Annotated in this window: 18 protein-coding genes and 1 riboswitch; of the genes, 8 read left to right on the forward strand and 10 right to left on the reverse strand. The window is 69.7% G+C overall.

Annotated features, from left to right (window positions below):
- Positions 1–128: 128 nt before the first annotated feature.
- Entirely contained in the window at positions 129–1,595 is a 1,467-nt protein-coding gene (locus ACQEVM_RS17880) for a serine/threonine-protein kinase (RefSeq protein WP_433080191.1), read from the forward strand.
- 710 nt (positions 1,596–2,305) lie between these two features.
- Here the strand turns inward: ACQEVM_RS17880 and ACQEVM_RS17885 are convergent.
- Positions 2,306–3,430 carry an IS630 family transposase gene (locus ACQEVM_RS17885; protein WP_433080193.1) on the reverse strand — a complete coding sequence of 375 codons (1,125 nt, stop codon included), beginning with the start codon at positions 3,428–3,430 and terminating at the stop codon, positions 2,306–2,308.
- Positions 3,431–3,726: 296 nt separating this feature from the next.
- Between ACQEVM_RS17885 and ACQEVM_RS17890 the strand changes: the two genes are divergently transcribed.
- Entirely contained in the window at positions 3,727–4,263 is a 537-nt protein-coding gene (locus ACQEVM_RS17890; protein ID WP_433080195.1) for a hypothetical protein, read from the forward strand.
- Between the two features lie 442 nt (positions 4,264–4,705).
- Here the strand turns inward: ACQEVM_RS17890 and ACQEVM_RS17895 are convergent, their stop codons facing one another.
- From ACQEVM_RS17895 to ACQEVM_RS17910, 4 genes are all read right to left on the reverse strand, one after another.
- Complete coding sequence (locus ACQEVM_RS17895; RefSeq protein WP_433080197.1) at positions 4,706–5,638, reverse strand: D-alanyl-D-alanine carboxypeptidase family protein; 933 nt, start codon at positions 5,636–5,638, stop codon at positions 4,706–4,708.
- Positions 5,639–6,222: 584 nt separating this feature from the next.
- Positions 6,223–6,504 carry a transposase gene (locus ACQEVM_RS17900; protein ID WP_433085241.1) on the reverse strand — a complete coding sequence of 94 codons (282 nt, stop codon included), beginning with the start codon at positions 6,502–6,504 and terminating at the stop codon, positions 6,223–6,225.
- Complete coding sequence (locus ACQEVM_RS17905) at positions 6,414–7,349, reverse strand: IS110 family transposase (RefSeq protein WP_433080199.1); 936 nt, start codon at positions 7,347–7,349, stop codon at positions 6,414–6,416. The genes ACQEVM_RS17900 and ACQEVM_RS17905 overlap by 91 nt, the downstream gene beginning before the upstream one ends.
- 69 nt (positions 7,350–7,418) lie before the next feature.
- Positions 7,419–8,162 carry a TetR/AcrR family transcriptional regulator gene (locus tag ACQEVM_RS17910; protein WP_433080201.1) on the reverse strand — a complete coding sequence of 248 codons (744 nt, stop codon included), beginning with the start codon at positions 8,160–8,162 and terminating at the stop codon, positions 7,419–7,421.
- Between the two features lie 111 nt (positions 8,163–8,273).
- Here ACQEVM_RS17910 and ACQEVM_RS17915 point away from each other — a divergent pair, with 111 nt between their 5' ends.
- Both ACQEVM_RS17915 and ACQEVM_RS17920 read left to right on the forward strand, forming a co-directional pair.
- Complete coding sequence (locus ACQEVM_RS17915; protein WP_433085243.1) at positions 8,274–9,191, forward strand: MBL fold metallo-hydrolase; 918 nt, start codon at positions 8,274–8,276, stop codon at positions 9,189–9,191.
- Between the two features lie 135 nt (positions 9,192–9,326).
- Positions 9,327–9,752, forward strand: coding sequence for a carboxymuconolactone decarboxylase family protein (locus ACQEVM_RS17920; protein WP_433080203.1), 426 nt, complete (start codon positions 9,327–9,329; stop codon positions 9,750–9,752).
- 432 nt (positions 9,753–10,184) lie between these two features.
- On the opposite strand, the gene ACQEVM_RS17925 is transcribed toward ACQEVM_RS17920, so the two are convergent.
- Positions 10,185–10,925 (reverse strand): nitroreductase, encoded by a 741-nt coding sequence (locus ACQEVM_RS17925; RefSeq protein WP_433080205.1) that lies wholly within the window; start codon positions 10,923–10,925, stop codon positions 10,185–10,187.
- A gap of 99 nt (positions 10,926–11,024) precedes the next feature.
- Here ACQEVM_RS17925 and ACQEVM_RS17930 point away from each other — a divergent pair, with 99 nt between their 5' ends.
- Complete coding sequence (locus tag ACQEVM_RS17930) at positions 11,025–11,627, forward strand: helix-turn-helix domain-containing protein (protein WP_433080207.1); 603 nt, start codon at positions 11,025–11,027, stop codon at positions 11,625–11,627.
- A 241-nt stretch (positions 11,628–11,868) separates the two neighbouring features.
- On the opposite strand, the gene ACQEVM_RS17935 is transcribed toward ACQEVM_RS17930, so the two are convergent.
- Genes ACQEVM_RS17935 through ACQEVM_RS17945 form a run of 3 tightly spaced genes read right to left on the reverse strand, consistent with a single transcriptional unit; the run spans position 11,869 to position 15,452 of the window.
- On the reverse strand, positions 11,869–13,008 hold the full coding sequence (locus tag ACQEVM_RS17935) for a bifunctional 2-methylcitrate synthase/citrate synthase (protein ID WP_433080209.1): 1,140 nt from the start codon (positions 13,006–13,008) through the stop codon (positions 11,869–11,871).
- Positions 13,009–13,026: 18 nt separating this feature from the next.
- Positions 13,027–13,932 (reverse strand): methylisocitrate lyase, encoded by a 906-nt coding sequence (prpB, locus tag ACQEVM_RS17940; protein WP_433080211.1) that lies wholly within the window; start codon positions 13,930–13,932, stop codon positions 13,027–13,029.
- On the reverse strand, positions 13,932–15,452 hold the full coding sequence (locus ACQEVM_RS17945; protein WP_433080213.1) for an MmgE/PrpD family protein: 1,521 nt from the start codon (positions 15,450–15,452) through the stop codon (positions 13,932–13,934). The genes prpB and ACQEVM_RS17945 overlap by 1 nt, the downstream gene beginning before the upstream one ends.
- Before the next feature lie 183 nt (positions 15,453–15,635).
- Between ACQEVM_RS17945 and ACQEVM_RS17950 the strand changes: the two genes are divergently transcribed.
- The 3 genes from ACQEVM_RS17950 (at position 15,636) to ACQEVM_RS17960 (ending at position 20,308) form a co-directional block, all read left to right on the forward strand.
- Entirely contained in the window at positions 15,636–17,066 is a 1,431-nt protein-coding gene (locus ACQEVM_RS17950; protein ID WP_433080215.1) for a short-chain fatty acyl-CoA regulator family protein, read from the forward strand.
- 98 nt (positions 17,067–17,164) lie between these two features.
- Positions 17,165–17,392, forward strand: a riboswitch (cobalamin riboswitch).
- Positions 17,393–17,556: 164 nt separating this feature from the next.
- Positions 17,557–19,881, forward strand: coding sequence for a 5-methyltetrahydropteroyltriglutamate--homocysteine S-methyltransferase (metE, locus tag ACQEVM_RS17955; protein ID WP_433080217.1), 2,325 nt, complete (start codon positions 17,557–17,559; stop codon positions 19,879–19,881).
- Positions 19,793–20,308, forward strand: coding sequence for a dihydropteroate synthase (locus ACQEVM_RS17960; protein ID WP_433080219.1), 516 nt, complete (start codon positions 19,793–19,795; stop codon positions 20,306–20,308). Before metE ends, ACQEVM_RS17960 begins: the two co-directional genes overlap by 89 nt.
- 173 nt (positions 20,309–20,481) lie before the next feature.
- Here the strand turns inward: ACQEVM_RS17960 and ACQEVM_RS17965 are convergent, their stop codons facing one another.
- Positions 20,482–21,294 carry an enoyl-CoA hydratase gene (locus tag ACQEVM_RS17965; protein WP_433080221.1) on the reverse strand — a complete coding sequence of 271 codons (813 nt, stop codon included), beginning with the start codon at positions 21,292–21,294 and terminating at the stop codon, positions 20,482–20,484.
- Positions 21,295–21,298 lie beyond the last annotated feature (4 nt).

Raw genomic sequence — 21,298 nt, forward strand, 5'->3', positions numbered from 1 at the left:
GAGACGCCCCGGATTGCAACCCACCAGGCCTTGGTAGCCGGTGGACCGCACGGATATGCTGCCGTCCAAACTTGTTGAGAAATGTGCGACCGTGGGGAAATGGGACAGTGTCTGATCAAGGACGACTTGTGGCCGACCGGTATCGGCTGGTGCAGCAGGTCGGCCGCGGAGGCATGGGAACCGTCTGGCGAGCCGAGGACGAACTCCTCGGCCGGGACGTCGCGGTGAAGAAGCTCCACGTCCCACCGCACCTTCCGGACGCCACGATCCACACTCTGCACGAACGCACGCGCCGAGAGGCCCGCAGCGCGGCGCGCATCACCCACCCGAACGTCATCGTGGTACATGACGTCGTCGAGGACGAGGGCCTGCCGTGCATCGTCATGGAGTACATCCCCTCCATAACGCTGGACGACGCTTTGAAAGAACGGCGCATCCTCCCGGTGCCTGAGGCCGCCCGGATCGGTCTGGCGGTGGTCGCCGCGCTGCGCGCCGCGCACGACATCGGAGTGCTGCACCGCGACATCAAGCCCGCCAACGTGCTGCTGGGGCAGGACGGCCGGATCGTACTCACCGACTTCGGGATTGCGGCTCAGCGCGGCACCGAGACACTGACCAGAACCGGAGAGCTGATCGGATCTCTCGCCTATCTCGCTCCGGAACGACTGCACGGCACCAGCGCGGAGCCCGCGAGTGATCTGTGGTCCCTCGGAGTGACGCTGTACCAGGCTGTCGAGGGCCACCATCCCTTCGAACGCGAAGCCGTGATGGAAACCGCCTACGCCATCGTGAGCGATCCGCCCCGCCCGCAGAGCTCCACGAGCACGCTGACGCCCCTCATCGAAGGACTGCTCGCGAAGAACCCGAAGCAGCGGACCGATCTGAACGAGACCCAACGCGTGCTGCGCCGCGCAACACTCGAAAAGGTCGTCGAGGATTCCGCATCGGCGACCACGCGCTCCCATCGGGCTGCGCGCCCCCCACGTCGCAGCGTCGAGAACGGGCGCAGACGGCGTACGGTCCTGTGGTCCGCAGGCTTGGTCACCGCAGCAGCCTGTGCGACCGCCGCCGCACTGCTGTGGCCTACCGTGCACTCGGGTGCCCCTTCCGCCCCCCGTACGCAAGGGGCGAAGACCACGACGGAACCGGCGCCCCCAACCGGGTACCGCCTCCAGGAGGGCGGCGGCGGCCTATCGCTGCCCATACCCGTCGACTGGACACGCAAGGAACAAGCAGGCGCCGCAATCGCGTTCATCGATCCATCGGACCTGGTCGGACTGCGGGTCGAAGTCGCCGCGTTCGCCGGATCCGACCCGCTGGAACACTGGCGAACCACCGAAGAGGCACAAACGCGCCGCGACAATCCCGGATACGAGCGTGTACGGATGGCGGCCAGCACGGTCAACGGCAGACCCGCGGGCTACTGGGAATTCACCTTCGACGGCAGGAAACAAAAGTTCCGTGCGGTCGAGGTGGCACTCACGGACGCGTCCGACACCCAGTACGTCGTCTACTTCTCCGCACCAGACGTGCAATGGAACCGCTACCGCCCCGTGTTCGACACGGCTGTCGAAGGGCTTCGCCTTCCGCGGTGAACTGCAGCGGCAGGCAACGGGCCGGCATCTCCTCGGGGTCGCCCACGTGGCGCCCGCCATTCCGCATCGAACTTCGCCTGCCGGCCATCGGTCTGCCGGCCATCGGTCTGCCGGCGCGACCAGCTCTCGCAGGCCACGCAGGAGGCATCCAGCTGGCTCACCGATTCCCAACGCACCCAGATCCAGGCATGGCAGGGCGCTCCCGCGCTGTCCGCTCCCACGTCGTCCGTTTCCAGCAGTCCGTCCCCACACCGCGTGACTCCCGGCTGCCCGGCCCGCCAACGCGTACGCCACCCGCCGTTTCCGGTCCCGAGCCCGTCGACGTGGCAGGCCTCGTCGATGGTGTTCGGGACGGTGTTCGGGACGTGTTGGAGCACGCGCCCGGCTGGGGAAGACGGGCCCTTCATCAGCCTGTGTGCCCAGGTCAAGGGTCTGGTCGAACTGGCGGAGTCCGGTCAGGTGCAGGTGCTTCGTCGAGTCAGGCCGACTGCTCGTCCGCGCAGCGCGAGGCCTCAACGCCCAGTTGTGCTCACCACCCTGATCACCGATGAGTCGGGACGTATGCACCCGTTCTACAGCCGGCTGGCCGACCACGCCAGCCGACACCTGCCCCGTAAGGCCGACAGCGTGCGGACCGACACGATCACGATCCTCCACCACCGCTACCGAATCCCTTAGTGGTCGGCTCCCGGAAGTCCTTCGGGGGTTGATCAGGCGGCGAGGCGGCGCGAGGATTCTTCGGGGTGATCGGCGGTGTGCCGGTCGAGCCTGGCCAGTAGATCGTCCAGGTCGGAGGTGGTGAACTTCCACTGGAACGGCTGTGCTGTGGCGTTGTAGCGGTCTTCGAAGGCTCGGAGCCGGTCCCCGACCTGGGTAAGGTCGGTGAAGTCGTTGGGTGAGACGACCTTGCGCTGGACGACGGAGAAGTAGACCTCGACCTGGTTCATCCAGGAGGCGTGTATTGGGGTGTGCACGAGCACCGCGTTCGGGAATGCTGCGGCCAGTCGGTCGGCGGCTGCTTGGCCGTGGTGGGAGGATCCGTTGTCGACGATCCAGAACACTCGCTTCGCGCTGGCGTACGGCTCCTGGCTCATGACCTGGGCAACCAGGGCCATGAACGGGTCGATGCCCGTGCGCGGCGCGGTGCAGCCGAACACCCTCGCCTGGTGGACGTCGTAGGCGGCCAGGTAGGCCGGCGCGCCGCCACGCCCGTAGGTGTGGTTGACGCGCATCGCCCGGGCCTGGCCTGGGGCGAGTGTGGGGTGGCAGCGGCACCGGGCCTGGACGGACGTCTTCTCGTCCGCGCTGATGACGTACGGGTCCAGCACGCGCTCGGCCTTGGGACGGAAGGCGGGGTCGGTGATGAAGATCCAGGAGCGGTGCTGCCAGGGCTTGATCGCCTCCTCGCGCAGCCAGCGGCGGACGGTGGAGGGCGAGATGGGGCCGGTGATGCCCCGGCCTTCCAGTTCGACGGCCAGTTCGGGGCACGACCAGCGCGACAGCGGTACTCCGGTCTCGGCGGGGAGCTGGCAGGCCAGCGCCTTGGCCTGGGCGCGCTGCAAGGCGGTGAAGGAGCGGGGTCGGCCGGATCGCTTGCGGTCGGCCAGGCCCGGCAGTCGCTGGTCGGCGAACCGGCCGCGCCAGCGGCGGACGGTGTCCGGGTGCACGCCCATCTCGGCAGCGATGGCCGCATTCGAACGCCCACGCGCAGCCAGCAGGACGATGTGAGCGCGTTGCCGCAGCTGGTGGGGTGTCTTGTGGCCCCAAGCCGCCTTCTTCAACCGGTGCCGCTCGGCGGCCGTCGGAGATATCGGGCGGGCGGCGGCAACGGCCATAGCAGACAGGCCGATCGAGAGAAGTGGATCACGACGAACCGCAGCCTGACGCCTCGGAAGAAGCTGGCCCGCGCGACACGCCGCGCATACACAGCGGCCAGACGCCTGGGACAACTGCGAAGAGGATTGCCGATGGCTGGAGCCCGGCCTCCCCTCCGTGGGGGAGGAACCCGACGCCGGAGTCGCTCTCAGGCATGAGTGGTCGTCGACCTGAGCGCGGATGTGGAGGTCGGAGGGTCTCTGGAACAGTGCGACGTGAGCACGCTATTCGTTGCCCGTTCCGGGAGGGTCCGTACATGTCCAAGGTCGCCGTTCTTCGCCCCGAACCCGCAGTAGTCGATGTTCCGCTGCCGTCACGGCGGGCCGTCAGGGCCGCCTACGCATCTGCGTTCTCCGCGACTGTCGGCTTCATCCCGTTGCACGCGGTGTGGGCACTCGGTATTCCGCTGTGGGCCGACGAGAGCAAGTTCCGCGACTGGTACGCCGTCGGCGGCGGCCCCTACCTGTTCGTGCTGTGCGCGCTGGCCGTGATGGCCGGCGTCCTGGCGCTGAGCCTGGTCCGGCCGTGGGGGCTGGTGTTCCCGAGTTGGATGCCGCTTGCGGCGGGACGCAGAGTCCCGCCACGGACACTGGCCTACACAGCCTTAACAGTCGCGGCCTTCCTGCTTCTGTACACCGTCTGGTCCGCCATCCTGACCGGCATCCAGTGGAACGACCCCGGCATTTTCAGCCGATGGATCGTCGTCTACGGGATCCCACAGTTCTTGGTATGGGGAATCGGCCTTCTCATCGCCGCGCACTCCTACCGCAGCCGGACGACACCGCACCACTGACCCGAACCCACGGACGCCAGCGGCCCACAGCTGAGGAGTCCGACAGGCAGGTTTCTGGGTCACCTCAGATCGCCAGGTGGTCGCTTCCACCAGTGCCATCAACTCTCGACAGCTGCCCTCGAGACCGACGTGAAGCCGACGTCAGAGTCAACCCCCGAAGGACTTCCGAAGCCGACCACTTAGCCTTACCGGCATCGCCGCCGGCAGCGACCCGAACGGGCAGGGTGATACGGGGACGCTTCATCCGCGCCGAAGGTGGGTGACGCGGTACGGCGACGCTGGTCCCGGTCCGGTGATGGAATTCGCGAAAGCGGCGAACGATGCGCCCACCGCGGGCGGGTGGCTCGGGGGGTGCTCACCTTGTGAGCCGCCCGGAAACGGCTCGGCTCCTCCGTCGGCGGGTTCGCACCCGCCGACGGAGGAGCCGTGAACCGCGTCACCGTCAGTCGAGGACGTCCGGGATCGGGTCGGTGTTGCTGCGCTGCAGCGCGGCCCCGGAGCCGGCCGCCGAACCGAGCGACCAGTCCATGAGCTTCATCGCGTCCGGGTAGCGCTCCTCGTCGTTCAGCAGGACACCGATGACGGTCTTGCCGTTGCGGGTGCCGGAGAAGACGATGCACTTGCCCGCGGCCGTGCCGGTGCCGGTCTTGACGCCGATGGCGCCGGGGTAGGCGTAGCCGGTGGGGCGCTCCCGGATCAGCAGGTTGCTGTTGCCCCAGGTGGCGTCGGTGGACGTGCCGCCCGTGCTGTACGTCGTGGCCTTCACGAGCTGCGGGAAGACCTTGCCCTTCATGGCGTACCGGGTGAGCTTCGCCAGGTCGCGCGGGGTCGTCAGGTTCTTCCCGGTCGGCGAGATGCCGTCGAAGGAGTCGTACGTGGTCTTGGTCATGCCGAGGGACTTGGCCTTGGCGTTCATCTGCGCGATGAAGTCCGCCGTACGGGCCGACGTGGTCGCGCCCTTGCCGAAGGTGTCCGCGAGCGCGTAGGCGGCGTCACAGCCCGACGGCAGCATCAACCCGTACAGCAGCTGGCGGACCGTCGGGGTGGCCCCGACCTTGAGATGGGCCGTGCTCGCGCCCTCACGGACGACGTAGTCCGCGTACTCCTTCTTGACGGTGACCTTCTTGTTGAGGTCAACACCGGGCGCCCTCAGCACGATCTGAGCGGTCATGATCTTGGTGGTGCTCGCACCCTGGCGCTGGGTGTCGGGGGCCTTGCCGGTGAGCGTGGCCCCGGTGCCGCCGTCGATCAGGATCGCGCCGGCGGCCGTGGTGGGAGGTGCGGCGACCGGAGCCGCCGACGAGACCGTCGAGGCGGCGACCAGGAGGGTTCCGGTGGCTACCGTGACGGCGACCGCGCCGCGCGTGCGGCGCATGAGGTTCAATATCAAGTCAAATCCCCGCGTATCCGAAGCATTTCCGAAGGGGAGGGACGTCGAGATGTCCTTCCCCTTCCGGGAGCTTACGTAGTGAATGCCCGGAGGAACATCGGGCCGCAGGGTCAAAGCCCGTTCGGGCCATGCCCGGTCGGCCCGTTCAGTCGCTGAAGCGGCCGAACCGGCCCTCGTGGAAGGGGAGCGGATCGCCCTGCCCGGCGGCGCCCGTGGCCTCGACGCAACCCACCACGATCAGGCGGTCCGCCGAAGGCCACCAGCGGCGGTCCGAGGAAGTGCATCGGATCGAACCGGACGGCGACCAGGCCGGTGGCGAGGTCGTCGGTGAGCACCGGCCACTGGATGACCACGGCGCTGCTCTCGGGGACAGGCCTGCCGAAGTGCTCGACCGCCTCGGCGACCGTCACCTCCAGCGGCGCAGACTGCCGCCCGCCGCGCCGGCGCCACGGGGCGCGAGCGCCGCCGGCGGGTGGGGCCTCGGCTGTACCTGGCGCCGTGGATGGCGTTTTACGCAGGGCGATCCGTGCCAGATCCTGTCCGTCGGGCTGCTCACAGCCCCGAGGCTGCTATATCGAGTCAAGCCGTTGGGGGAGGTTGTGGGGCTGCCCGCCTTCGTTCGGCTCGATCCCTTCGAGGATCTTGAACAGCTGCCCGGAGATCGCGCGTTGCAGTCGGAGTTGTGCGTCCCGGGAGGTCTTGCCCTCGCTGATCCTGCGCGCGACGTACGGATTCGTGGCGGGGTCGAGGCGCATGCGGATCAGCGTGATGGTGTGCATGGCCCGGTTGAGCTGCCGGTCTCCGCTGCGGTTGAGGCGGTGCCGGTTGGTGAGTCCGGAGGATGCGGGGATCGGAGAGGCGCCTGCGAACGAGGCGAAAGCTGCTTCCGAGCGGACCTCACCTGACGGGACCAGCTGACCCGGACCTGGGCCGCGGTGATCGGCCCGATGCCAAGCAGTCCGAGAAGCTCCGGGGCCGTCTGACTCACCAGCGTCAGGGTCTCCTTTTCGCGATCTTTTGCCTCCGCTTGCAGGCCCTGAATGCGTTGGGCAGTGGATCGCAGGGCCCGTGCTGTCATCCGGTGTTCAAGGTCCTGGGCGGGGCGGTCGCCGAGCTGGGCGCAGTGGGTGACCTGCGCCGGGCGCTTGAGTTTCCGCAGTTCGGCGTGGAGGTTGTCCGGTGCGGAGACGATCAGGGCCTTGAGCTGGTTGATCGCCGCTGTGGGGGCGAGGACCGCACCCTGGCGGGTGGCGAGCAGGACGCGCAGTGCCTCGCGTTCGCCGCGGAGGCGGGGCTGGATCAGGTGCTCGGTGGCCAGGGCCTCCACCGCGGCCCGGATGGCGTCGAGCATGTCGGTCTTGCGTCCGCCGTGGTCGCCTGCAAGCTTGGGCCGGCAGACTTCGACGACCTGCTCGCCGGCCTGGTCGAGGAAGGCCGCGAGGCCGGCGCCGTAGCTGCCGATGCCTTCCAGGGACCAGCAGCGGCGGCCGGGGATGTGCTGGCGGGCGAAGTCCGGCAGGCGCCGGTAACCGCGGGTGTTCGCAGGGGCATCGGTGCTGTTCAGAACCGCGCCGATGGGGCTGAAGGCTGCGGCCGCGAGGGTGTCGCGGTGGGTATCGACGCCGATGACGCCGTCGACATGTTCTGCCGGGATGGATGCGGACAGACCTCTCCCCTCGACTGTCAGAGTGTCCACACCACGGGAGTCGCCGCACGCCCCGGATGCCACCGCCGACGGGTACGCCAGTGGCCGTCACGTCGGGCGTCAGCCCGGGGCTTGCGGCCGGTCCTCGGGCTGGGCTGGTGCATTCGCCGGGGACTGGATGGCGGAGTCGCCGCCCTGTCGTTCGGTGCGGCGCTCGGTGTGGGTGGAGCGTACGGCCGGCCAGTCCTGGGACGGTGCGGTTTCCTGTCCCAGGCCGGCGAGGACGGCTCGGACGACGCGCTCCGCCTCGCGGGCGATGGCCTGTTGGCTGTCGAGTTGGGCGAGCCCGTCGGCGAGCAGAGTGGCGAGTCCGTGGATGGCGGCCCACACGACGAAGTCGGCTCCCGAGCGAGCGGAGGGCGCCAGTGCGCCGGCCTCGACGAGCCGGTCGAGTTCCGCGTCGAGGACGTCGTGCGGGTGCGGCGAGATTTCGGTGCCGGGACCGGAGGTGCCGGCGCCGAAAGCGAGGTGGGCAACCGAGGGGTCTTGCAGGGCCCAGTGGACATAGCAGCGGCCGACGGCGACCAGGCGCCGCTGGGGATCGACACTCGCCCCCGGATCGGTGACCAGGCCGGCGGCGTGGCTCATGCGCTCGCCCAGTTGGGAGAGCACCCGCCCGGAGAGTGCGCGTACCAGTACGTCGCGTGAGGCGAAGTGATGGTAGGCGGCGCTCGAACTCACACCGACACGGGCCGACGCCTCGCGCAGTGACCAGCCGTCGACGCCGCGTTCACGGACCAGCGCCTCCGCGGCATCAAGGAGTGCGGTCCGGAGTTCCCCGTGGTGGTAGTGCTGTTTCGCCATACCTCGATCTTAGCAACGCTCAGATCGATGGTACATTCGAGTGCCATCTGAACACTGCTTAGATTGGAGTAGGGCATGTGCACCACAGAACCTTCGGTGAACACGGGGAACATGGGGAACGTCGACCCGCAGGGTGCGCCTGACGTGAGCCGGGCGCCGGCGCCGGTCGTAAACGGCGAGCCGGTCCAGATTGCCGACGGCGTCTTCGTGATCCCCGACCAGCGCGTGGAGCTCGTCCCGAACGTCGGCATCGTCGTGGGCGAGAAGGCCGCACTGGTCATCGACACCGGCATCGGCCCCCGCAACGGCGCCTACGTCCTGGAGCAGGCCCGGCGCCTGGCCGGCGACCTGCCGCTTTACCTGACCATCACGCACTTCCATCCCGAGCACGGCTTCGGCGCGCAGGCATTCAAGGGCGCCGCCACGATCGTCTACAACCGTGCCCAGCGTGACGAGCTGCACCGCAAGGGCGCCGCCTACCTCGACATGTTCAGGGGCCTGAGTCCCGCCGTCGCGGCCGAGATCGAGGGCGTCGAGCTCGTCGACCCCGACCTCGTCTACGACCATCGGGCCGAAATCGACCTCGGTGGCCGTACGGCGGTGCTGCGCACCGTCGGCCCGGCGCACACCGCCTCCGACCAGACCGTACTCATCGACGACCGGGTGCTGTTCGGCGGAGACCTGTTCGAAACCCGCATCTTCCCGATCGCACCGTACTTCCCGCCGTACGACGTCGACGTCGACGGCGCGCGCTGGATCACCGTGCTCGATCAGCTCATCGCCCTCAACGCCGAGATTGTCGTTCCCGGCCACGGTGAAGTGACGGACACCTCACTGATCCGCGACGTACGCGACTACCTGGTCTACGTCCGGGACGAAGCCGGGCGCCTGCGCGCAAGCGGCGCATCCGCGGACGAGACAGCGGCCACGATCGACAAGGCCGCCCGCTCGCTTTGGAAGACATGGGAGCGGCCCGAATGGATCAGCCTCGCCGCCCAGGCGTTCCACGCAGCCGGCCCCACGAGCTGAGACAGCCGCACACTCCCGTGCGAACACCTGTCGCTCGGGAACCGGCCACCGCGTCCTGCCCGCTGCATGGCGGGACGCGGCGCAGGCAAACGCCCGGCCGGCCGCGTGAACAGAGCAGATTGGGACCCCGACACCATGAGCACACAGGCCCACCCGGGTTCAGCGAACGCAGACGACCAGGAGGCGCGCAGCAGGCGGGAGCACGGCATTTCGGCCTACGCCAAGATCTTCGACGTGCCTGAACAGGAGGTCCCCGCCGCTTTCGCCGAGCGAGTCGGGCTCCCGTTCGCCGAGGAGGCGCTGCAGGCTGCCGGCGGAGCCGCCTGGTCGCACCCAGCCCTCACCGCACGGGACCGCTCCATCGCCATCATCACCACGCTGGCCGCCCAAGGCGTGTCCGGAGACCTCCTGGACACCCACCTCCGACTGGCCCGTCAGCACGGGCTCGATGACGAAGCACTCACCGCTCTCATGACGCTCCTGGCCGGCTACGTCGGATACCCCCGAGCCTCCCTTGCCATGGAAACCATTCACGGGTCGTCCGGCGCAGCCCACCAGTAGGCCCAGTTCTCGGCCCCCACGCGCGCAACCAGGTCCCCGCACCTGGTGCCGCACGGCGCGCACCGGGGGGCGGACCCGTCTGCGCGACGCGGGGTCGTTGACAGGACAGGCGTGGGAGAGCGGCCGATGGCCATCCCCCGCCGCGGCGGGCTTCCCCGGAACCCCTGGTCAGCGGTGTGCGACGGCATGGAGTCGGTTAACACCCGGCCGTGGAAAGGTGGTTGGTCAAGACACCTACGTGGGCCATGTCAACGCTCAGCGGGGATCCGTGATCGCTCTTCGGACACGGGCCACCGAAGTCGCCTTCCCGCACTCCCGCCGGCGCCTTGGGGAGAGCCCACTCGGTACGACGAACTCGCCGTCCGCTACGAAGCGACAGTGCTGGTCGCAGCCATCAACGAGTGGCTGTGACCAGCGCTTTCACACCAGTCCCTAGATGTGGAATGTGGTGGTTGCCTCCAGAGGCGCCCGGCCGGTCGCGACCCGGTTCACCGGCGCGTTCTCGTCGGCGTAGCCGAAGGAGATCCCCACGAGCAGCTTCCCCTCGTCCACTCCGAGTTGGTCGCGGACGGTGTCGGCGTAGAAGCTGAGCAGGCCCTGCGGGCAACTGGCCACGCCGTACGCGGTCATGGCCAGCAACAGCGTCTGCAGGTAGGCGCCGGCGTCGGCGGCCAGTCGCGGCCCGCCGTCGCCGGTGACGAACAGGAACGCGGCATGGGGTGCCCCGTAGAAGCCCAGGCTCTCCGCGTCGTAGGCCGCGCGGGCCTGATGGTCCTCGGGGCCGATGCCCAGCGCTCCGTACAGATCGGCGCCGAAGGCGGCCCGCCGTTCCCGGTGGACGGGGGCGTACATGTCCTCGGAGTACGGGTAGTCGGCCGTGACGCGTCGCTCGGCGCGGGCCGTTCGCAGGGCGTGGGCCAGACGGTCTCGCCGTGCGCCGCCGACCACCTCGACCCGCCACGGCTGCGCGTTGGAGTTGGACGGCGCGGCGCCGGCCAGGGAGAAGACCGCGCGCAGAGTGGCCTCGGGTACCGGGTCGGGTCGGAACGCGCGGGTCGCGCGGCGCCCGCGGATCAACTGCTCGGCGTACTCGCCCGTCCGTGTCCGGCCCGTCCGTGTTCCGCCGGTGGCCGCCTCGCTCGTACGCGTTCGGGTGAAGGCCGGACCGCTCATGGAACTCTCCCCAGGATCGATTAAGTAAACAGAACCGTTTACCTGGGGCACTGTAACCAACGGACACCTCCGAAGTAAACGGGAACGTATACTTGCGGCATGGCAACGGCGACAACGGCGACGACGGCATCTCGACGGCAGGGGCGCGGAGGCCGGGAGCGCATCCTGGCCGCCGCGGCCGGACTGTTCGCGGTCCAGGGGATCAACGCGACCGGAATAGAACAGATCGCGGAGCGGGCGCCGGTGTCCAAGCGCACCCTCTACGCGCACTTCCGCACCAAGGACGAGCTTGTCCTCGCCCACCTCGAGGACCTCTCCTCGACGGGGCACACCCTGGAGGGAACGCTGACGCGCGAGGACGTCCCCGCCAGGGAGCGAATCCTCGCGCTGTTCGACCCGCTCCCGGCGGGCGTGGATCCCGTGCGTGGATGTCCCTTCATCGACGCCGCGGTGGAGTTCCCCGACCCGCGGAACGCGGTGCACTCCTACGCCCGCGAACGGAAACTGCTCATGGTGCGGCTGGTGGCCGAGCTCGTGGCGGAACTGGGCTGCCGCGAGCCCGCCGCCCTCGCCGAGCAACTCGTGACCCTCGCGGACGGCGCAGCCAGCCGCGCCATGGTGCTGGACGAGGCGGACTACGGCCGGCACGCGCGGACAGCGGCGGAGATCCTCCTCGCCAACGCGCTGCCGACCACGACCTGACCGGCCCCGCAGGGGCTGCCCGGCATGCCTGGCACCTGACGCGACGATCCCGCCGCTCGACCGAGGGAAAGACGGGACTTTCACAACAAGTCCCTACGCGTTCGGCGTCCGTCGCGCAGCATCGGGGTGATGTGCCGGCCATACGCGTCGATCGCGGCTTCCCATGCCGAGCCCAGCCGAGGGGGCCGACCAGCGGTCAGGAAGGGCCGGCTGCCCGATTTCCCGCGGGACCGTGCCGGCCTCAGGGGAGGGGGCGCTGAACCGGACCGTTGTACGCGCTCAAGGGGCGGATCAGGGCGTTGTGTTCGAGCTGTTCGGTGATGTGGGCGGCCCAGCCGGTGATGCGGCTCATCACGAAGAGGGGCGTAAAGGTGGAAATGTCGAAGCCCATGAGGTGGTACGCGAGGCCGGCGGGGTAGTCGAGGTTGGGGTGGATGCCCTTGCGGCTGATCATGGCGTGCCGCAGGGCGGCGTGCAGGGTGGCGAGCCGGGTGACGTCGGGGTCGGATGCGCGGGCGACGAGGCGGTCGGTGGCTTCCTGCATGATCGGTACGCGGGAGTCGCCGTTCTTGTAGACCCGGTGGCCGAAGCCCATGATCTTGCGCTTGGACGTCAGGGACTCGTCCAACCAGTCGGCGGCGCGCTCCGGGTCGCCGATCTCGTTCAGCATGTGCATCACGGCCTCGTTGGCGCCGCCGTGGAGGGGGCCCTTCAGGGCGCCGATGGCGGCGGTGACCGCGCTGTAGAGGTCGGAGAGGGTGGAGGTGACGACGCGGGCGGTGAAGGTCGAGGCGTTGAAGCTGTGCTCGGCGTAGAGGATCAGGGAGATCTCGAAGCAGCGGACGACCTCGGGGGCCGGGACGGTCCCGAAGCACATCTGGAAGAAGTTGTCGGAGTAGCCGAGCGAGGGGTCGGGTCGGACGGGGGCGAGGCCGTGTCGGCGGCGGTGGTCGGCCGCGACGACGACGGGGAGCTTCGCCAGTAGGGAGAGGGACTTGGTGCGGTTGGCCTCGGTGCTGCCGTCGTCCTCGGTGGGGTCCTCGGAGCCGAAGAAGCTGACGGCGGTGCGCAACACGTCCATCGGGTGGCAGGTGTCCGGGAGCCGGGACAGCACCTCGGAGGTGGTGCGGTCCAGGGGGCGCAAGGCGCGCTCCTGGGCCTGGAACTCGCGGAGCTGGTCCGGGTCGGGGAGTTCACCGTTCCAGAGGAGGTAGGCGACTTCCTCGAAGGTGCAGCGGGCGGCGAGGTCCTGGACGGGATAGCCGCGGTAGGTGAGGGAGTTCGTCTCCGGGATGACGGTGGAGATGGCGGTCGTGTCGACGAAGACACCGGAGAGACCTCGGTGGATCTCGGGTGCGGTGGCGGTGGCGGTGGCGGTCATGATGGCCTCCGGTGCATGTCAGTTGCCGGGCGGAAGGGTGAAGTTGAAGACGGCCGAGTCGAAGGTGTCGTAGTCCTCGTAGCCGAGCACCTCGTAGAGCCGGGAGCGGGTCTGCATGCGGGGCAGCAGGGACTCCTGGGTGCCTTCGACGGCCAGCGTGCGCAGTCCGTCCTCGATCGCGCCCATGGCGAGACGGAAGAGGGTGACGGGGTAGAGCGCGATGTTGTAGCCGAGGTTCTCGAGGGTGGCCGCATCGAGGAGGCGGCTCTTGCCGAACTCGGTCATGTTGGCGAGCAGCGGTACGTCGACGGCCCTGCGGAACGCCTCGAATTCCGCCTCGTCCGCGAGGGCTTCGGGGAAGATCGCGTCGGCGCCGGCGTCCACGTACGCCTTGGCCCGGTCGATGGCCGCGTCGAGCCCTTCCACCGAGCGGGCGTCGGTACGGGCCATGATCAGGAAGTCCGGGTCGCGGCGGCCGTCGATGACGGCACGGAGCCTGCGGGTCATTTCCTCACGCGGCACGACGGTCTTGCCGTCGAGGTGTCCGCAGCGTTTGGGGTTGACCTGGTCCTCCAGGTGGAGGCCTGCCAGCCCGGCGTCCTCCATGAGCTGGAGCGTGCGGGCGGCGTTCATCGGTTCGCCGAAGCCGGTGTCGGCGTCGACGAGGACCGGTAGGTCGGTCGCCCGTGTCACCTGCTGTGCCCGGGCGGCGACCTCGGTGGAGGTGGTCAGGCCGATGTCGGGCAGGCCCAGATCGGCGGCGAGTACCGCTCCTGAGAGGTAGGCGGCGTCGAAGCCGGCCTGCTCGATGAGCTTGGCCGAGTACGGGTTGATCGCGCCCGGGATCTTCAGCAGCCTTCCGGAGCCCAGCTGTTCGCGGAATCGGCGGCGGCGGGAACCTGGCGTGGTGTGGGTGTGCAGCATCAGAACAGGCCCTTCGGGAGCTGGGCGTCGTAGGCGGCGACGGCGTTCGTGTCGACGGCCGGGAAGAGGCCCGCCAGGTCGGCGGTGGCGAGGTCCGCCAGCCGCCCTGCGGTCCGAAGGAAGTCCTCCTGCGCCCGGGGGGTGACGATGGCCTCGGTCAGAGTGCGGAACTTGCCCTCGTAGCCGGTGCGGTCGAAGGGGCGCGCGCCGGCGGGGTGGGCATCGGCGACCGCGAGTTCGTCCTCGATGACCGTGCCGTCCACCAGGGTGATCACGGCGCGGCCACCGAACGCACGGCGGGCCGGGTCCCGGTGGTGGTAGCGGCGGGTCCACTCCGGGTCCTCGACCGTGGAGATCTTCTGCCACAGCTCGATGGTCGCGGGCCGCTGGGCCCGCTCGGGGGCGTACGAGCGCTCGTGGTGCCAGCCGCCGTCCTCAAGCGCGACGGCGAAGATGTACGGCACCGAGTGGTCCAGGGTCTCCCGGCCGGCGGCCGGATCGTACTTCTGCGGGTCGCCCGAGCCGGAACCGATGACGTTGTGGGTGTGATGGCTCGTGTGCAGGACGATCGAGCGGACCTTCTCCAGCGGGCCGGCCTTCTCCCGCAACCCGCGCGCGAGGTCGATGATCGCCTGCGCCTGGTACTCGGCCGAGTGTTCCTTGGTGTAGGTGTCGAGGATGGCGCGGCGGGCCTCCCCGGGCGCGGGCAGCGTGACCGTGTACGAGGCTTCGGGGCCGTCCAGCATCCAGGCCAGGAACCCGTCCTCCCCTTCGTAGATCGGTGAGGGGGATCCCTCGCCGCGCATGGCCCGGTCCACCGCCTCGATAGCGACCTTGCCCGCGAAGGCCGGCGCGAACGCCTTCCAGCTGGAGATCTCGCCCTTGCGGGACTGCCGCGTCGCCGTGGTGGTGTGCACGGCCTGCTGAATGGCCTGGTACACGGTCTCGGTGTCCAGCCGCAGCATCGCCCCGATCCCGCCGGCCGTCGCGGCGCTCAGGTGGGCGACGTGGTCGATGCGGTGCGCGTGCAGGCAGATCCCCTTCACCAGGGCGACATGGATCTCGTAGGCGGCGGTGATGCCGCGCAGCAGGTCGGCGCCCGAGCGGCCGGTGCGCTGGGCCACGGCGAGCAGGGGCGGGATGTTGTCCCCGGGGTGGGAGTAGTCGGCGGCCAGGTACGTGTCGTGGAAGTCCAGCTCGCGGACCGCGGTGCCGTTGGCCCAAGCGGCCCACTCCGGCGAAACCCGCGTTCCGGTCGCGACTCCGAAGACCGACGCGCCTGACGGCGTCCGGTGACCGAGGGCCTGGGCGCGGGCGACGGCGACCGGGCGGCGGCGCAGCGACGCGATGGCGACCGCCGCGTTGTCGATGATCCGGTTGATCACCATCTCCGAGGCCTCGGGGTCGAGGTTCGGCACGTCCTGGGTACCGGTGGCGACGGCGGCCAGTTTCCAGGCGAGCTGCTCCTCGCGGGGCAGACGGTCGGCGCTGGGGTGGACGCGTACCTGGTGGTCGATCACGGGACTCCTCGCGGCGTGCGGTGGTTGGGTCGTACGCCACTGAGTCTTCCCACGCGGCGAGCCCGGCGCGATGGCTCCACATTGCGTAATTCGTCCATGCGAAACGTGCGAATCTGCAAATTTTGCAAAATCTGCGAATGATAACTTCACACGGAAGAGGGCGCTGAGAGGAGTCTGATCACCATGGGTCGGGCCGCCGGACAGAAGATCTACGCCCGCGCGAAGCTGCGCAGGCTGCGCCGTGAGCGGGGCATGAACCAGGTCGAGCTCGCCCGCGCCCTCGGCCTGTCCACCAGCTACCTCAACCAGATCGAACACAGCCGGCGTCCGCTGACGGCCCCCGTGCTGCTGCGGATCGCCGAGGTCTTCGGCGTCGATCCCGAGTTCTTCTCCGAGGCCGGCGAGGAGCGGCTGGCCACCGATCTGCGCACCGCTCTCGGTGACGAGGCATGCGGTACCTCCGTACCGCAGGAGGAGATCGCCGACGTCGCTCGCGATCATCCGGAGGTGGCCCGGGCGCTCGTCGCCCTCCACCGGCGCTACCGGGAATCCTCCGAGCGGGTCGCCGCCCTGGCCTCCCCCGAGGACACCGCGGGCCTGCTGCCCGCCGAGCCTCATGACGAGGTGCGGGACTTCTTCTACGCCCACCACAACCACTTCCCCGCCCTGGAGACAGAGGCCGAACAGACCGCCGCGGACCTCGGCCTCGGTCAGGTCGGCCGCTCCGCCGATGCGCTCACCGGCCGATTGTCGACCCGGCATGGCATCAAGGTGCTCCGCGCGGGGCCGGAACGGTCCGCCGACGCGCGGCGCTTCGACGCCGGCAGCGGTCTGCTCCTGCTGTCCCCCTGGCTCAGCGAAGGGCAGCGCGCCTTCCAACTGGCCACCCAACTCGCGCTACTGGAGCACGGCCCGCTGCTGGACCAGCTGGTGGCATCCGCCGAGCTCGCCTCTCCCCAGGCGGAGGGGCTGGCCCGGATCGGACTCGCCAACTACTTCGCCGGCGCCCTCCTCATGCCGTACACCGCCTTCCACACGGCGGCCGAGAAGGTGCGCTACGACATCGAACTTCTCTCGGCACTCTTCGGCGTCGGCTTCGAGACCGTCTGCCACCGTCTGTCCACCCTCCAGCGCACCGGTCACCGTGGAGTGCCGTTCTCCTTTCTCCGGGCCGACCGCGCGGGCAACATCTCCAAGCGGCAGTCCGCGACCGACTTCCACTTCTCCCGCCTGGGCGGCACCTGCCCGCTCTGGACCGTCTACGAAGCCTTCTCCTCCCCCGGCCGCATCCTCACCCAGGTCGCGGAAATGCCCGACGGCAAGAAGTACTTCTGGATCGCGCGGACGGTCACCCGCGGCGGCTTCGGCCATCACGCGCCGCGAGCCGACTTCGCCGTCGCCCTCGGCTGCGAACTCCGGCACGCACCCCGCCTCGTCTACGCGGAGGGCATCGCCCTGCACGACCCGCGCGCCACCACCTCCATCGGTCTGGGCTGCCGGATCTGCGAACGGCAGGACTGCGCCCAGCGGGCCCGCCCCCCGGCCGGCGGCAGTCTGGCTGTCGACCCCGATCTGCGCACCTACGTGCCGTACCCGGTCGTCAGGGAGCACTGAATCGCCCGCCGCTGGGATCCGGCGCTCCTTTGCCGGAACGTCTCAATTCCGGCGTCCGACATGTGGACGGCCTTGCCCTCCCTCGATCGGATCGACCTAATGTGGTCCCTGCAACTGGTTCGCCCCGTCCGCCAGGCGGGATGCGTCGCAAGAGGGAACCCGGTGGGAATCCGGGACTGCCCCGCAGCGGTGAGTGGGAACGACCGCCGTCATACGCACTGGGACCGGACAACGGTCCTGGGAAGCGACGGCCATTAGGTGCCCGCCGGGAAACTCCGGCCGGCGTGCCCGCGAGTCCGAAGACCTGCCCGTTGCCCGCACGTGGACGATTCCCGTGCGGACATCTCGGTGACCTCGTGGGCGGGTCGGCGTACACAGCGAGCGGCACGTGCGGGTTTCCCCGCAGGGTGGGCCGCCCGTTCTGTCGTTCCCTTCGCGTCCGCGTCCCGTCTCCGGGATGTTGTGGACACATCTCGCGAAGGAGAGTTCCGTGACAGCGAAGCCCGCAGCCGCGGCAGCACGAGCCACCGTGTACGGCTACCCCCGCCAGGGACAGAACCGCGAACTGAAGAAGGCCATCGAGGGCTACTGGAAGGGCCGCGTCACCGCCGACGCCCTCCGGGAGACCGCGGCCGAACTCCGCCGTTCGAACTGGCAGCAGCTGACCGACGCCGGCATCTCCGAGGTTCCGACCGGCGACTTCTCGTACTACGACCATGTCCTGGACACCAGCATCATGGTCGGCGCTGTCCCCGAGCGACACCGCCGGGCGGTTGCCGCCGACGCGCTCGACGGCTACTTCGCGATGGCCCGCGGCACGCAGGACGTCGCCCCGCTGGAGATGACCAAGTGGTTCGACACCAACTACCACTACCTGGTCCCCGAACTCGGCCCGGACACCGTCTTCACCGCCGATTCGACCAAGCAGGTCGCCGAGCTGAAGGAAGCCCTCGCGCTGGGCCATTCGGCCCGTCCGGTGCTGGTCGGCCCCATCACCTACCTGTTGCTGGCCAAGCCCGCCCCGGGTGTGGCCGATGACTTCGAGCCGCTGACCCTGCTGGACCGGCTGCTGCCCGTCTACACCGAAGTCCTCGCCGACCTGCGTGCCGCCGGAGCCGAGTGGGTGCAACTGGACGAGCCCGCCCTCGTCCAGGACCGCACCCCGGCCGACCTGAACACGGCCGCCCGCGCCTACCGCGGGCTCGGCACGCTGACCGACCGGCCGAAGCTGCTGGTCGCCTCCTACTTCGACCGGCTCGGCGACGCCCTGCAGGTACTCGCCGCCGCCCCCGTCGAGGGCCTCGCCCTGGACTTCACGGGAGCCGCCGCCGCGAACCTGGAGGGCCTCGCTGCCGTCGGCGGCCTGCCGGGCAAGCGGCTCGTCGCCGGTGTCGTCAACGGCCGCAACATCTGGATCAACGACTACCAGAAGTCGCTGACCACACTCGGCACCCTCCTCGGTCTCGCGGACCAGGTGGACGTGGCCGCGTCTTCCTCGCTGCTGCACGTCCCGCTGGACGCAACGGCCGAACAGGACATCGACCCGCAGATCCGGCGCTGGCTCGCCTTCGCCCGCCAGAAGACCACCGAGATCGCCACGCTGGCGCGTGGCCTCTCCGAGGGCACCGAGGCGATCACCGCCGAGCTCTCCGCGAACCGGGCCGACCTGGCTTCCCGCGCCGCCTCCGCCCTCACCCGCGACCCGGCGGTCCGGGCCCGAACCGCCGCGATCACCGACGCCGACGGACGCCGCGCGCAGCCCTACGCCGAGCGCACGGTGGCTCAGCGCGCCCACCTGGGCCTGCCGCTCCTGCCGACCACCACCATCGGATCCTTCCCGCAGACCGACGAACTGCGGGTGGCCCGCGCCGACCTGCGCGCGGGCCGCATCGACGCCGTGGGCTACGAGGAGCGGATCGAGAACGAGATCCGCGAGGTGCTCTCCTTCCAGGAGAAGACCGGGATCGACGTCCTCGTGCACGGCGAGCCCGAACGCAACGACATGGTGCAGTACTTCGCCGAGCAGCTGACGGGCTACCTCGCCACCCAGCACGGCTGGGTGCAGTCCTACGGCACCCGCTACGTCCGCCCGCCGGTCCTGGCCGGGGACATCTCCCGCCCCGAGCCGATGACCGTGCGCTGGACCTCCTACGCCCAATCGCAGACCACGAAGCCGGTCAAGGGCATGCTGACCGGCCCCGTCACGATGCTCGCCTGGTCCTTCGTACGTGACGACCAGCCGCTCGGCGACACCGCCCGCCAGGTCGCCCTCGCCCTCCGCGACGAGGTCAACGACCTTGAAGCGGCAGGCACTTCAGTTATTCAGGTCGACGAGCCGGCGCTGCGCGAGACACTGCCGCTGCGGGCCTCCGACCACGCCGAGTACCTGGAGTGGGCCACCGAATCCTTCCGCCTCAGCACCAGTGGCGTCCGGCCGGACACCCAGATCCACACCCACATGTGCTATGCCGAGTTCGGCGACATCGTCCAGGCCATCGACGACCTCGACGCCGACGTCATCAGTCTGGAGGCCGCCCGCTCCCACATGCAGGTAGCCGACGAGCTCGCCGAGCACGGCTACCCGCGCGAGGCCGGACCGGGCGTGTGGGACATCCACTCGCCGCGCATCCCTTCCACGGAGGAAGCGGCAGCCCTGCTCCGCAAGGGACTTGAGGCCATTCCCGCCGAACGGCTGTGGGTCAACCCCGACTGCGGGCTGAAGACCCGTGGCTGGACCGAGACCCGCGCCTCCCTGGAGAACCTGGTGGCGGCGGCCCGCGAGGTCCGCGCAGAGCTGCCGGCCGACAACGGCTGATGTCTCGTCGTCCGGGTCGGAGGCACAAGCCTCCGACCCGGACGACGTGGTGCGTGAGGTTGTCGCCGAACTCGGCGCCCGCGTCGAGGCCGTCGTGGCCGCCGGCATCGCGCCGGACCGCCTCGTGGTCGACCCCGGACTGGGCTTCGCCAAACGAGCCGAGCACGACCTCTCTCTGGTGGCCGGACTGGCCGAGGTGTGCGCACTCGGCCGCCCCGTTCTGGTCGCCGGCTCCCGGAAGAGGTTCCTCGGGCATGTCCTGGCCGACGCGGACGGCGCGCCGCCGCCCGCGCACGGACGGGACGCCGCCACCGCCGCCCTCTCCGCGATCGCCGCCTACCAGGGAGCCTGGGCCGTCAGAGTGCACGACGTCCGGGCGACAGCCGACGCGGTCAGGGTCGCCCACGCGATCGGGACGGCGGGCTGAACGTGCCTGAGTGGCTTGCCGACGGACAGGAGGGTGGATGTTTAGGTGTCTCGGGTCGGTGGTGAGGGGGATCTGCGGCTGTATACCTGAGTTCGACCACGCGTGTGTGCACAGCGGGGGCCCCGAGCGGTTCCTCGCTCCGGGAGGGGCGGGGAGCCGCTCGGGGGACGGCGTCAGCGGTGGGTGAAGTCCGGGGACCTCTTGTCCACGAAGGCGCTCATGCCCTCCTTCTGGTCGGCGGTGGCGAACACGGCGTGGAAGAGCCGTCGTTCGAAGCGGATGCCTTCGGCGAGGGTGGTCTCGAAAGCCCGGTTGACGGCCTCCTTGGCCATCATCGCGACGGGCGCGGACATGCCCGCGACGGTTTCGGCGACGGCCAGCGCTTCGGCCATCAGCTCGTCGGCCGGCACGACACGGGAGACGAGCCCGGCCCGCTCCGCCTCGACGGCGCCCATGGTCCGTCCGGTGAGGCACAGTTCCATGGCCTTGGCCTTGCCGACGGCCCGGGTGAGCCGCTGGGAGCCGCCGATGCCGGGAATCACCCCGAGCTTGATCTCGGGCTGGCCGAAGACGGCGGTGTCGGCCGCGAGCAGGATGTCGCAGAGCATGGCCAGCTCGCAGCCTCCGCCCAGGGCGTAGCCGGAGACCGCCGCGACGGTGGGGGTGCGGAGGTTGCCGAGGCGGTCCCAGGCGGTGAACCAGTCGCTGAGGTACATGTCCATGTAGCCCTGCGGCTGCATCTCCTTGATGTCCGCGCCCGCCGCGAAGGCCTTCGCCGAGCCGGTGAGGACGATGCAGCCGATGTCCGGGTCCCGGTCGAGGGCCTCGGTGGCGGCCACGACCTCGTTCATCACCTGGAGGTTGAGGGCGTTGAGCGCCTTCGGCCGGTTGAGGGTGAGGAGGGCGGTACGGCCCTTGCGCTCGACCAGGATCGTCTCGTACGGAGCGTCCGTAGCGATGCCGGTGTCGGTGTCGGTGTCGGTCATGAGG

Source organism: Streptomyces sp. CA-243310, from assembly GCF_050936775.1.
Lineage (GTDB): Bacteria > Actinomycetota > Actinomycetes > Streptomycetales > Streptomycetaceae > Streptomyces.